Here is a 12,526-nt window from a genome sequence, read left to right on the forward strand (position 1 = left end):
AGAATACCTTACAGACGCACAAATCTAAAGTGTCATTTAATGGAGCAAGACATGAGCGAAAATAAATTTATCGATGCCTATAACAAATTAATGGAACATCTGTACGAAGCGATGGATGACACCTTGCATACCGCTGCCGAGGCGATGGAAATCGCCAAGGAGAAAATCAGCGAAATCGGCGGCCATGCCCAGGAATTCACCCAGGAGGAACTCGACCGGCTTGCTCATTATGTGATGCGCGATATCGAACACGCGGCGGCCAACCCGACCCCGATCAAGAAGGAAGATGATTCGTTGGCGGAATGGCTGAAATTCGACATCGATTTGATCGAAAATTTCGCCCTCGATGCGTTTATGGATGTGGCCGATAAAACCCGGATCGAATTGGCCAGGCTGGAAAACCAGGCCAAACAGTATCATCCTTATAAAAGCGGCGAAATCGCCGGCCCCGGCACGCTGGTTTGCGACTCGTGCGGTAAACAGATTGCCTTCAAATCACCTGGCGTCATTCCCAAGTGTCCGGCCTGCGGCGGGGAAAACTTTACACGCTGTTGATATCAAAGGTTAAAAGTCTGATAATGCAGACTTCAATCCATTAGCTTTAATGAGGAAAAACATGCGCAGGGTCATCTTCAATCAAAAAGGTGGGGTAGGCAAATCGACAATTACCTGTAATCTGGCTGCCATCAGTGCGGTTGAAGGCAAAAAAACGCTGGTGATCGATCTCGATATTCAGTGCAACTCGACCCAATATTTGCTTGGCGAAAAAGTTGAGGACGCGGATAGGACCATCGCTCACTTTTTCAAGGATTGCTTGGGTGTGGCATTGTTTGGCGGCAGCAAGGAGGATTTGAGCGCGGTAATCCACGAAACGCCTTTTCCTAATCTTTATATCATCCCTGCGCACCCCGATTTGGAAGCCTTGCAAAGCCGATTGGATGCCCGCTATAAGATTTTCAAATTGAAGGAAGCGTTGGAAAAGTTGGAAGGGTTCGACCATATCTACATGGATACGCCGCCGACGCTGAACTTCTATAGTCAATCGGCGCTGATCGCCGCGCAAAAATGCCTGATTCCGTTCGACTGCGATACCTTCGCTCGGGAAGCGCTATACACGTTGCTGAACGCCGTTTCCGAAGTCAAGGCCGACCATAATCAGGACTTGGAAGTCGAAGGCATCGTCGTTAACCAGTATCAAAAACAGGCCAATCTGCCGCGGCAATTGGTCGAGGAATTGATCCAGGAAGGGCATGCCGTGCTCGAGCCGAAAATATCGCCATCGGTCAAGATCCGCGAGTCCCACAGCTTGTCCAAGCCGCTGGTTCATTTCGCGCCGAATCATAAACTGACCGAGGAGTTTCGAGCCTTGTATCTGGAAATCAATCCATAGTCGGTATTGTTTAAAACAAACCGTCCGCAATTGGCCGGACAAAAAAGGCAGCGGTAGCTGCCTTTTTTGTGTCCAATGCCATATCTCTATCCTTTTGTCGCTGGGAAAAAGCGCATCGGAGCTTCCGCTCGCACGCAAATTTAGGCTGTTTCCAATGATGGGCCGTTAGCATCCTCCGGGTCGCCCTCGTAAGGCGTCGCGTATTTACAATCCTTTTGCGGGCAGACTTTTTCGGTGCCGCGTCGTTTGGTGGTTTTCAAGGTAAGGATCGGCCAGCCGCAATCTGGGCAGCTTTCCTTGATCGGCGCATTCCACAAGGCATAATCGCATTTGGGATATTCCGAGCAAGAATAAAAAATTTTCCCGGAACGCGATTTGCGTTTGAATATCGTGCCCTTATGGCATTTGGGGCATTCGATGCCGGTATCGACCGGTTTTTCCAGTGGTTCGATATGTTTGCAGGCAGGATAATTACTGCAGCCGATGAATTTTCCGTAACGACCGGTTTTGATGACCAAGTTAGAGCCGCACTTCGGACAGCTGCGACCTTCCACGACTTCCGCCTCGGCCGCTTGATTGCCGTCTTCGTTGAGATTCCGGGTGTAGGAGCAATCGGGATAATTGGTGCAGCCGATGAAGCGGCCATTACGCCCCAAGCGGATCGATAGTTGCCCTCCGCATTCGGGACATTTTTCCTCGATGACTTCCTGGGTCACGTCTTTGCGTTGCACGCTTTGTTCTTTTTCGCCAATCAGTTTGCTGAAGGGCTGCCAAAAGTCGTTCATCAATGGGATCCAGTCTTTTTCGCCCCGCGATACGGCATCCAGTTCGTCTTCCAGATTGGCGGTAAAGCTGTAATCCACATATTTGGTGAAATGCTCGGTCAGGAATTTATTGACGATTCGGCCGACATCGGTCGGATGGAAACGTTTGTTTTCCAAAATGACATAGTCGCGATTTTGCAGTGTCGAAATGATCGTCGCGTAAGTGGAAGGGCGGCCGATGCCATGCTCTTCCAGGGCCTTGACCAGGCTTGCCTCGCTGTAGCGCGGCGGCGGTTCGGTAAAGTGCTGGGCGGCGAGTATGTCGTGCAGATCGACCGGGCGGCCTTCCTCCATCGGCGGCAAAAAACTTTCCTTATCGTCGCTTTCCTTGCTGTCATCGCGGCCTTCCAGGTAAACGGCCATGAAGCCCGGTTTGGCGATCGTAGAACCGGTGGCGCGGAATACGTTTTCGGGGCCGCCGCAGTGGAGGTCCACCGCGACAAGGTTCAGGGTCGCATGGATCATTTGGCAGGCGATGGTGCGCTTCCAGATCAATTCATACAATTTTAACTGATCGGCAGAGAGCCTTTCCTTGACTTGTTCCGGCAGTCGTCTGATCGAGGTGGGGCGGATTGCCTCGTGCGCTTCCTGCGCATTCTTCGATTTGGTTTTGAAGGAACGCGGTTCTTTCGGTAAATTGTCGGCGCCGTATTTTTCCACGATCAGTTCGCGGATTTCGGCCACCGCCTCATCCGCCAGATTAACCGAATCGGTACGCATGTAGGTGATCAGGCCGGCGGTTTCGCCTCCTAGATCGATACCTTCGTAAAGTTGCTGCGCCACCATCATCGTACGTTTGGTGGTAAACCCCAGTTTACGGGCGGCTTCCTGTTGCAAGGTCGACGTAATGAACGGGGCGGCCGGGTTGCGCCGGCGCTGCTTTTTCTCCAGTTTGGCGACAATCAGTTTACCGTCCGCGGCTTCGAGCAAGGTTTGCTTAACCTCGTTGGCGCGTTTTTCGTCGGTGATGCTGAATTGTTCGAGCTTCTCGCCGGCAAAATGGGTCAGTTTGGCTTTGAACGGTTGCCCCTGTGAACTGACGTCGGCGGTATGGCTCCAGTATTCGCGGCTTTTAAATGCCTCGATTTCCAGCTCTCGCTCCACAATCATGCGCAGGGCGGGACTTTGTACGCGACCGGCCGACAAGCCGCGGCGAATTTTCTTCCACAGCAGCGGCGATAGGTTGAACCCCACTAAATAATCCAATGCCCGGCGCGCCTGTTGTGCGTTAATCAGTTTGGTGGAGAGTTCGGTCGGGTGGGCGATAGCTTCGGTAACCGCTTTTTTGGTGATTTCGTGAAAGACGACTCGGTGAACTTCCTTGTTTTTCAAAAGGTTTTTTTCCTTTAAGTGTTCGAATACATGCCAGGAAATTGCTTCTCCCTCGCGATCTGGGTCGGTTGCCAGATACAAGGTATCGGCCTTTTTCATGGCTTTGCCGATTTCCTGTAAATGACGCAGGTTTCGTTCGATGACCTGATATTTCATCGCGAAATGGTTATTCGGATCGACCGCGCCTTCCTTCGGAATCAGATCCCTGACATGGCCATAGGACGCAAGGACCTGATAATCCTTGCCGAGGTACTTTTCAATGGTTTTGCACTTAGCTGGAGACTCTACTATGACTAGGTTTTTACTCATGATGGGTAAAGCGGAGAATGATTAATGCAATGACACGGGGATATCGTTATAAACGATGTCTTCCATCCTGGAAAAAGCCACGGCATCGTCCGGCTGACTGAGCAGTATCATCAATACCAACCATTTCAGCTTTTCCAGCGTGATGTTCTCGTTTTTCAAGGCCATGGCGCGGTCGATCACGATTTCGCGACTGGTCGGAGTCAAGATTTTGCTATGCTCCAGAAACAGCAGGAAATCCTGGCATTCCAGATCCAAAACGGCTTTTTCCTGATCGCTGAAAATCCGGAAAGCAGAGGATATCGTCGGGCTGATGGTGCTTTCCTCGGTCAAGGATTCCAGCCAATCGAAAGCTTTTTTTACTTCGGGTTGTTCGAAACCTGCATCGATCAGCTCGCTGGCGATGGTGTCGGCATCCCCGAACATTTCGATCTCGTTATCGAGATAGTTTTCAAACAAATAGATGAGTACATCAAAAATATCTTCTTTCATTATGGCTGTTTACTTAATTCGAATGTAGTTGCCGCCTGGTGCCGAGGCAATATAACCTTTCAGCTCGAGCACCAATAACATGGATGAAATGATTTCTACGGCTAGACCGCTTTGTTGAACCAGATAATCTACAGTTGTGGGGCTGAATTGTATTAAATTCAATAGATTTTGTTGTTCCAGGTCAAGTTCTGATTGTAAATTTTCTGGAACGTTCAACTCATATCGTTGATTGTATTCGCCTAATTCTTCCAAAATGTCATCGCTCGTTTCGACCAGTTTTGCTCCTTCCCTGATCAGGGCATTGCAACCTCGGGCCAGGGGGTTGTATATCGAACCGGGAATGGCGAAGACTTCGCGGTTTTGTTCCAATGCCTGTCGGGCGGTAATCAACGAGCCACTTTGCCGCGCCGCCTCCACTACCAAAAGGCCGATGCAAAGTCCACTGATGATGCGGTTGCGGCGCGGAAAATGATTGGCTACCGCGGCGGTGCCGGGAGGAAATTCGGAAACGATGGCGCCTTGTTTGACGATTTCGCCAGCGAGCTCCTTATGCCGGGCCGGATAAACGCGGTCCGGACCGGTGCCGGCCACGGCGATGGTATGGCCACCGGCTTGTAACGCTCCGCGATGCGCGGCGGCGTCGATCCCCAAAGCCAAGCCGCTGGTGACCACAAAACCGAAACTGGCCAAGGTTGCGGCGAAGTCGGTAGCGATTTGCTGACCTTGAGCGGAGGGGTTGCGGCTGCCGACGATGGCTATTTGCGGTTGTTTCAGCAGTTCGATATTACCACGCACAAAGAGCACCGCGGGCGGATTGGCAATTTCCTTCAGCAAGGGAGGGTAGCGTTCATCGTGCAGGGTAAGGGCGTGATTGCCAGTTTGTTTCAGCCAAGACATGTCCTGTTCGACTGACGGCCAATCAGGCTGCCGCAGAGCAGCGATAATAGCCTCATTTAGCCCAAGTTTCGACAATGTGCCGTAGGAGGCGGAAAACACCTGCTCCGGCTCGAGGTGTTCAAGAATGTGGCAAATGGTTTTGCTGCCTATGCCGGGGGTACGCAGCATGGCCAGCCAATATTTGAGCAAGCTTTGCGGTTCGGAGGGAGATGAATTCAAGGGAAATGGGTAATGAAGGACGATGTCCGTTATAGGGACATCATCCTAAGAATCGAATTAAGGCGTTTTCACTTTGTCCAGCACGTGGATAGCCGCGGTGGCTTCCATTACCAGGGCATAACTGACTTTTTCGAAAGGACGGAAAACCATCAGCACACCGGCGATTTCGTCTGGCAGTTTTACGGTGGTTGTCTCGTCGATGTCGTGATAGTGGTCGGCGACGATACGGCCGCGCTGGTAGATTTCAAAAATATGCCCCGTTTCGATGCCGTCGTCGGTGCCGCGGTCGATGACGACGATATTGTGCTGGCCGATTTGAGACACGCCGTTGAGAACGCTGATGATGCTGCCGCTGATTTCCTCTAAGGGCGGATGCGGAAAATAATTCAAGGCCAGTTCGCCGGCGTCGCTAACCATCAGGCGGTCGCCGATACGTATTTCGCTGGTGGATTTGTTCACCGACAGTGTGGCCGGGTCGCCCGCGGTTTGCAGGGTGGTGTCGGCGATATAGATGGCCTCATAGCCCAAGATTTCACCGGTAACCGGTCTGGTATAGGGTTTGCCCTGGCGATAAACGGTATAGCTTAGGCTTTGCGGGTCGGTGATGGAACGTACGTAAATCCTGTCGCCGGCACCGGCAATCAAATGCTCGCCGGCGAAATCAATGACATAAGGCGAGTTGGCCAGGTCATCTTCATTGACTACCTTAGGAGAGGTAAGAAATTGGGTGATGGCGTCGGCCGGGATCAGCTTGATCGCTTCTTCTAGTGAGGTCTCCCTGATGGATGGGCTGAGTTTGACATTTCTGGACAGGCTTAGGCGTGGTTTGCCGTCGACATAGGAAAAAGTCAGGATATCGCCCGGATAAATCCAATGCGGATTCTTGATTTGAGGATTGTTTTCCCATAATTGCGGCCATTTCCAGGGTTTTTGCAGAAATCTGCCGGAAATATCCCATAGGGTATCGCCTTTTACGACGATATATTGATCTGGATGGGACGGGTTGATTTTCAGAGTATCGGCCGAAATAGAGGCACTGAAAAGCAATGCAATGATTGCCCCGAAAATTGCACGAAATGCCATATTGTTATCCTGAAACTATTTGATGATTCTGTATGAGTCCAAAGTTTAGATGAATTCAAATAGAATTCTAGCTCGAATAGTTATTTCAGTGATTGAAGTGGTAAACAGGCCTGTGCTTTATGGAAGTAGTTCACGTTACGCTCAATGACTCGGCGTGATCGATTGAATCGGCTTTTGGTTTTAGGGGTGATTAATGATCTTTGCTTTTCATGATACCTCAGCGGGATTTCTCGGTCATAGTCCCGTATGCGCAAGGCGGTTTGAATTTCGCTCTTGACTGACGGGGTAAGGCAATGCCTTGAACTTTTTGGGTATGGCAATTCAGGTTGTGGGTGTGTTAGGGGCAAAACAGCCGTTTTATTTAAGAATTATCAGAAAAATCATTTGCTTATATTGATGTCTGTGTGGTTGTGGGGAATCTTTTATATTTTCGTGCTGTCCATTGGTTAAATTTTTCTCATTTTTACGAGTGTTGTAACCGAGTTCGACAATTGCGATTAGGGCGTTTAGCTTCCCGTCTTTTTCGGATAAAATCATCGCATCGAACGATTTTTGAAAGTGGAGTAGTGGGTGAGTATTCTGAATATTTTGGAATTTCCCGATAAACGATTAAGAACCATAGCGCAACCAGTTGAAACCGTGGATGAAAACATCGTTCAACTGGTCGATGATATGCTGGAAACCATGTATGAGGCGAAGGGTATCGGATTGGCCGCCACCCAGGTCAATGTCCATAAACGGATCATCGTCATCGATATCAGCGAGGAGAAAAATGATCCGCTGTATCTGATTAATCCGGAAATCATCGACAAGGAGGGTGTCGAGGAGTCCGAGGAAGGTTGTCTCTCGGTCCCGGGATTTTTCGAAAAAGTGACCCGCGCCGACCATATCAGAATCAAGGCTCTGAACAAAGACGGCGACAGTTATGAGTTGGAAGCGAAGGACTTGTTGGCGGTTTGTATTCAGCACGAAATCGATCATCTCGACGGCAAATTGTTTGTCGATTATTTGTCGCCCTTGAAACGAAAGCGGATTCAGGCCAAGCTGGATAAAATCCATAGAATGCAAAAGAAATAACAGGGAACGTCATGAAAATTATTTTTGCCGGCACGCCGGAGTTTGCCGTTCCAGCCTTACGCATGCTGATCGACTCCGAGCATGAAGTGTGCGCGGTTTATACCCAGCCCGACAGGCCGGCCGGCCGGGGACGGAAGCTGACGGCCAGCCCGGTCAAGCAATTGGCCTTGTCCAGTAGCATTCCAGTGTTGCAGCCGGAATCGCTAAAAAATGAGCAGGATTTACAACAATTACGTTCGTTCAATGCCGATCTGATGGTGGTGGTGGCCTATGGCTTGATTCTGCCCCAGGCCGTGTTGGATACGCCGCCGCTGGGCTGTATCAATATCCACGGTTCGTTATTGCCGCGCTGGCGAGGCGCCGCGCCGATCCAGCGAGCGCTGATGGCCGGGGACAAGCAAACCGGCGTCACCATCATGCAGATCGTCAAAAAGCTCGATGCCGGCGATATGCTGCATAAGGAAGTCTGCGATATTACGCCGCAAGACACTTCCGGCGACTTGCATGACCGCTTGGCGGAACTCGGCGCGGTTGGTTTGCGGAAAGTATTGCAGCAAATCGAGCAGGGAGCGGTGGTGGCTGAGAAACAGGATGAGGCGCGGGTGACTTATGCGGAAAAACTGCAAAAAAGCGAGGCTATGTTGGATTGGCGGCTGCCAGCCGAGCAACTCGACCGGCAAGTGAGAGGTTTGAACCCTTGGCCCGTGGCACAAACCCAATATGGTGATAAGACGTTGCGTATTTGGAAGGCGGTGGCAGTCGATGGCGCGGTCGATCTTCCAGGCGGTACGATCAGTTGTCATGACAAACAAGTCGATGTGGCCACTGCCGATGGCTGGTTACGCTTGTTGGAAGTGCAATTGCCCGGCGGTAAGCGAATGGATATACAAGCTTTCATGAATGCCCACGAGGTTGACGGCGTCAGGCTGGGTTGATGAAGCCGCGTAAACTTGCCGTCCAGGTTTTGTTACGGGTTTTCCGGGACGGGCAGTCGTTGACGGCGGCTTTGGAGACCGTGCTCGCCGATGTGGCAGAGGGTCAGGACAAGGCCTTCACGCAAGCAATGTGTTACGGCGTCTGCAGATATTATCATCTGCTCGATTCAATGTTAGAGCGATTGTTGAGCAAGCCGTTGCGCAAGAAGGATCTTGATATACGGATTCTGCTACTGTTGGGTCTTTACCAATTACGCTATATGCGAGTCAAGGACCATGCAGCGGTTTCCGAGACGGTGGCCGCGGCAGGTAAGAAGAGCTGGGCTAAGTCGTTGATCAACGGCGTGTTAAGGCACTATCAGCGAGAGCATGATGGGGTCGAGCAAGGGATTGCAAGCACTGAGCTGGCAAAGTTTTCCCATCCGCAATGGATGATCCGCTTATTCCGCGAAAACTGGCCGGAGCAAGCGGAGTCGATCATGTTGGCTAACAACGAAGCCGCTCCGATGGTGCTGCGTGTCAATTTAAGTCGAATCTGTAGAGAAGGCTATTTGTCTTTGTTACAACAGGGAGGGATTGCGGCCCATGCCGTTTCCTGTTGCCCGGCCGCCGTGCAATTGGAACAGGCGGTTAGCGTCGATAAACTACCGGGTTTTTTTGACGGTCTGGTGTCGGTGCAAGACAGCGCGGCACAACTGGCGGCAGACTTGTTGGATGTGCAGCCCGGTCAGGCTGTTCTGGATGTTTGCGCCGCCCCCGGCGGCAAAACCGCGGCGATTCTTGAGCGTCAGCCATCGCTTCGTTCGTTGTTGGCTGTCGATGTCGATGCCGCGCGCCTGGAAAAAGTCGGGGAAAACCTGAGGCGCTTGCAGTTGCAAGCCGAGCTTCTGTGCGCAGACGCCAGTTGCGTGCAAGATTGGGCGAAAGGTCGCCGGTTCGAACGTATTTTGTTGGATGCGCCATGTTCGGCCTTGGGCGTAATCAGGCGTCATCCGGACATCAAATTGCTGAGACGAGAAAGCGATATCAATGAATTAACGACATTGCAGAGCGGCATTCTCGACGCGGCATGGCAAGCTTTGCAACCGGGCGGCATTCTGCTGTATGCCACCTGCTCGATACTGAAGCAGGAAAATGAAGATCAGATCGCTGCGTTTTTAAGCCGTCATCCCGATGCGGAGGAAATCAAAATCATTGCGGAATGGGGGCAAGCGCGGCCGGTCGGTCGGCAAATCCTCGGCGGCGACGGGCAAATGGATGGATTTTACTATGCCAAAGTCCGTAAAACCCTTTAAAACGGCTTGGTTGTTATTGCTGTTGTTGCCGGCTTTAGCTTCTGCCGCCGATTTTGCGGCCGGCATCGAGAATATTGCGGTTCAACGGGAAGGTGGCGAGCAGGTTCTCCTGGCGCGTATCGATTACCGCTTGAGCCCCAAAGCCAAGGAGGCGATCTACAAAGGCGTACCGTTGTCCTGGGTTTTGTTGATCAAGCTGCAACGACGCTATTGGTTTTGGCATTACACCGTCCATGAGCGCCGTATTCCCTATGTGATTCGTTACGAAGCGCTGCTGAACCAATTTTCGGTTAAGAACCTGTTGACCGAGCATGTTGAAATGTTCGCAACACTCAATATAGCCTTAGGTTATATGGCGGCGGTACGGGAGCCGATTTGGCCGGAACATCGCTTACATCTCGCCCAAGATTACAGCGTGGCTGTCAAGGTGCAATTTGATCGCGAGTTCCTGCCGATTCCGTTACGCCCCGAATCTTATTTTGATCCCCAGTGGGCCCTGTCCAGCGACTGGTTTATATGGCATCCTCGAAAATAAAATTTCCCATCAGTGCATCCATACTGGTTCTGCTAGGGCTGATTTTGTTGTCCTTGCAACTAATGAGTTCGGCAACGCAGGAATCGTCGAAGCTGAGCGAGATGTATTCCTGGCTGTTGTTGATCAATACGTTAGGTTCGGTCGTATTATTTGGGTTGATCGGGATCAATCTGTATTCGCTGACCCGACAGTTGAAAAAAAAGGAAGCGGGTTCCAGGCTGACGACACGGATGCTGATGCTGTTTGTGTTGCAGGCCTTGGCGCCGTCCGCCATCGTTTTTTATTTTTCGATGCAATTTTTGCATCAAGGCATCGACAGCTGGTTCAATGTAGAAATCGATAGGGCCATGGACGATGCTTTGGAACTGAGCCAGGTATCTCTGGATCAACGGGTTCGTTGGCATATTAAACAAACCCGGCTGGTTGCCGGCAGCCTGGCCAATAAATCGGAAACCTTGACCGCCTTGGAGATCGGCCCCTGGCGGGAGACGGTGGATGCGGTGGAAATGGCGGTGTTTTCCGGCAAAGGACGTATTATCGCCTCCAGCAGCGTCAATCCCAGCGATATTTTGCCGAAATTGCCGGACGACCAGATTTGGCTGCAATTGAAGCGGAATAATCAATATTACGCCATCGAGCCGGAGCGCGATGGCGAGATGCTGATCCGGGTCATCGTCTCGGTCGAAAATGACGAGCCCAGATATTTGCAGACTTTGTTTTCGGTCCCGGTGCGTATCGCCGACCTGGCCGATTCGATCGAGTTCGCCTTCGTTCGCTACCAGGAAATGACGTTCCTGCGCGATTCGCTGAAACATAGCTTTTCGCTGACTCTGTCGCTGGTATTGCTGTTGAGTTTGTTGGCGGCGATTTGGCTGGCTTTCATTACGATCCGCAATATCGTCGCGCCGGTGAAGGATTTGGTCAAAGGCACCCAGGCCGTGGCCGAAGGTAATTACCAGCAACAATTGCCCGTCATGAGTCAGGATGACTTGGGTTTTTTAGTCGAATCGTTCAATTTGATGACGCAGCGCATTGCCCAGTCTCGTGACGAGGCCAGGGCCGCTAGTCTCGAGGTGGAAAGCCAAAGGGCTTATCTGGAAACGATTCTGGCCAATCTGACTGCCGGCGTGATCAGTTTCGATGCCGCTTACCGGATTCGCACTGCCAATCAGGCGGCCTACCGGATTCTGCATATACCGGTCAGCCATTTTGTAGGCCACAATCTCGACAGTCTGGCCGAAGGACATTCCGAGCTGGCTGAGCTGTTGATCAATATTCAGAAATTGTTGGAAAAAGCGGAGGATATCTGGGAGCAACGCATCGCCTTCCTCGGTCCGAATGGGCGGCAAGAGTTGTTATGCCGCGGCACTCCGCTGTTTACCCAAAGCGGTAACCGGGTCGGTGCCGTGGTCGTGTTCGATGACGTGACCGACCTCATTCAAGCGCAGAAAAATGCCGCATGGGGCGAAGTAGCCAGGCGTTTGGCTCATGAAATCAAGAATCCGTTGACGCCGATCCAATTATCGGCGGAACGGTTGCAACATAAATTGGCCAAGGAATTACAGGAAAACTCTGCCGACATGCTGGGCCGCGCGACCCGGACCATCATTCAACAGGTTGAGGCGATGAAGCGCATGGTAGACGATTTTGCCGAATACGCGAAACCCTCGAAAAAGCAGGTTAAGACCATCAACCTGATCGAATTCATCCAAGAAGTGTTGAATCTTTATGCCTTGCAATCGGCCATCGATTTTAATACCGAATTTGCCGAAAAGAAGGTGATGGTGAAGGTCGATCCGGACAGTATCCGTCAGGTGTTGCATAATCTGATCAAGAATGCCCAGGAAGCGATGGGGGGCAAGGGCTGTATCGATATTAAGGTAAGCCCTGTGCAGCGTAACAATGCCAATTATGTCGAGTTGGGAATCTATGACCATGGCACGGGCCTGGATGAACAACAAATTCAAACCATTTTTGAACCTTATGTGACTAGTAAGGCCAAAGGCACGGGGTTGGGGTTGGCCATCGTCAAGAAAATTATCGAAGAGCACGGTGGCGTCATTTGGGTGGATACGGCGTATAATAAAGGTGCGGGATTTATCATCCACCTGCCCGGCATTTAATTTTGGAAGCGTTGAGAA

The 12,526-nt window shown here is 51.3% G+C and carries 11 protein-coding genes; 7 read left to right on the plus strand and 4 right to left on the minus strand.

From position 1 onward, the window contains the following. Positions 1-51: 51 nt before the first annotated feature. Positions 52-555, plus strand: a complete 504-nt coding sequence (locus tag EP25_RS0116380) for a zinc ribbon-containing protein (RefSeq protein WP_031434894.1) — start codon at positions 52-54, stop codon at positions 553-555. A gap of 61 nt (positions 556-616) precedes the next feature. Continuing rightward, complete coding sequence (locus EP25_RS0116385; RefSeq protein WP_031434895.1) at positions 617-1,390, plus strand: ParA family protein; 774 nt, start codon at positions 617-619, stop codon at positions 1,388-1,390. A gap of 140 nt (positions 1,391-1,530) precedes the next feature. Here EP25_RS0116385 and topA read toward each other — a convergent pair whose 3' ends face one another. The 4 genes from topA to EP25_RS0116405 all read right to left on the minus strand — a co-directional run bounded on the left by topA (position 1,531) and on the right by EP25_RS0116405 (position 6,543). Continuing rightward, positions 1,531-3,855, minus strand: a complete 2,325-nt coding sequence (topA, locus tag EP25_RS0116390) for a type I DNA topoisomerase (RefSeq protein WP_031434896.1) — start codon at positions 3,853-3,855, stop codon at positions 1,531-1,533. A gap of 21 nt (positions 3,856-3,876) precedes the next feature. Continuing rightward, positions 3,877-4,344, minus strand: coding sequence for a DUF494 family protein (locus tag EP25_RS0116395; RefSeq protein WP_031434897.1), 468 nt, complete (start codon positions 4,342-4,344; stop codon positions 3,877-3,879). A 9-nt stretch (positions 4,345-4,353) separates the two neighbouring features. Beyond that, complete coding sequence (gene dprA / locus EP25_RS0116400) at positions 4,354-5,406, minus strand: DNA-processing protein DprA (protein WP_031434898.1); 1,053 nt, start codon at positions 5,404-5,406, stop codon at positions 4,354-4,356. Between the two features lie 111 nt (positions 5,407-5,517). Beyond that, positions 5,518-6,543: a LysM peptidoglycan-binding domain-containing protein gene (locus EP25_RS0116405; protein ID WP_031434899.1), complete on the minus strand. Its 1,026-nt coding sequence runs from the start codon at positions 6,541-6,543 to the stop codon at positions 5,518-5,520. A 570-nt stretch (positions 6,544-7,113) separates the two neighbouring features. Between EP25_RS0116405 and def the strand changes: the two genes are divergently transcribed. The 5 genes from def to EP25_RS0116435 are packed head-to-tail and all read left to right on the plus strand — an operon-like array spanning position 7,114 to position 12,508. Further along, positions 7,114-7,620 carry a peptide deformylase gene (def, locus tag EP25_RS0116415; RefSeq protein ID WP_031434901.1) on the plus strand — a complete coding sequence of 169 codons (507 nt, stop codon included), beginning with the start codon at positions 7,114-7,116 and terminating at the stop codon, positions 7,618-7,620. Positions 7,621-7,631: 11 nt separating this feature from the next. Beyond that, positions 7,632-8,555: a methionyl-tRNA formyltransferase gene (fmt, locus tag EP25_RS0116420; protein WP_031434902.1), complete on the plus strand. Its 924-nt coding sequence runs from the start codon at positions 7,632-7,634 to the stop codon at positions 8,553-8,555. After that, entirely contained in the window at positions 8,555-9,850 is a 1,296-nt protein-coding gene (gene rsmB / locus EP25_RS0116425) for a 16S rRNA (cytosine(967)-C(5))-methyltransferase RsmB (RefSeq protein WP_031434903.1), read from the plus strand. Before fmt ends, rsmB begins: the two co-directional genes overlap by 1 nt. Then, the gene (locus EP25_RS0116430) at positions 9,825-10,385 is read left to right on the plus strand and encodes a DUF4390 domain-containing protein (RefSeq protein ID WP_031434904.1); all 561 of its coding nucleotides are present in this window, start codon (positions 9,825-9,827) and stop codon (positions 10,383-10,385) included. Before rsmB ends, EP25_RS0116430 begins: the two co-directional genes overlap by 26 nt. Next, complete coding sequence (locus EP25_RS0116435) at positions 10,367-12,508, plus strand: sensor histidine kinase (RefSeq protein WP_031434905.1); 2,142 nt, start codon at positions 10,367-10,369, stop codon at positions 12,506-12,508. The genes EP25_RS0116430 and EP25_RS0116435 overlap by 19 nt, the downstream gene beginning before the upstream one ends. Positions 12,509-12,526: the final 18 nt, after the last annotated feature.

Source organism: Methylomarinum vadi (assembly GCF_000733935.1).
Taxonomy (GTDB): domain Bacteria; phylum Pseudomonadota; class Gammaproteobacteria; order Methylococcales; family Methylomonadaceae; genus Methylomarinum; species Methylomarinum vadi.

Coding starts and splice junctions, on each gene's coding strand:
- EP25_RS0116435 (WP_031434905.1), top strand. CDS start 10,367: ATGGCATCCTCGAAAATAAAATTTCCCATCAGTGCATCCATACTGGTT.
- EP25_RS0116380 (WP_031434894.1), top strand. CDS start 52: ATGAGCGAAAATAAATTTATCGATGCCTATAACAAATTAATGGAACAT.
- rsmB (WP_031434903.1), top strand. CDS start 8,555: ATGAAGCCGCGTAAACTTGCCGTCCAGGTTTTGTTACGGGTTTTCCGG.
- topA (WP_031434896.1), bottom strand. CDS start 3,855: ATGAGTAAAAACCTAGTCATAGTAGAGTCTCCAGCTAAGTGCAAAACC.
- EP25_RS0116430 (WP_031434904.1), top strand. CDS start 9,825: ATGCCAAAGTCCGTAAAACCCTTTAAAACGGCTTGGTTGTTATTGCTG.
- EP25_RS0116395 (WP_031434897.1), bottom strand. CDS start 4,344: ATGAAAGAAGATATTTTTGATGTACTCATCTATTTGTTTGAAAACTAT.
- EP25_RS0116405 (WP_031434899.1), bottom strand. CDS start 6,543: ATGGCATTTCGTGCAATTTTCGGGGCAATCATTGCATTGCTTTTCAGT.
- EP25_RS0116385 (WP_031434895.1), top strand. CDS start 617: ATGCGCAGGGTCATCTTCAATCAAAAAGGTGGGGTAGGCAAATCGACA.
- fmt (WP_031434902.1), top strand. CDS start 7,632: ATGAAAATTATTTTTGCCGGCACGCCGGAGTTTGCCGTTCCAGCCTTA.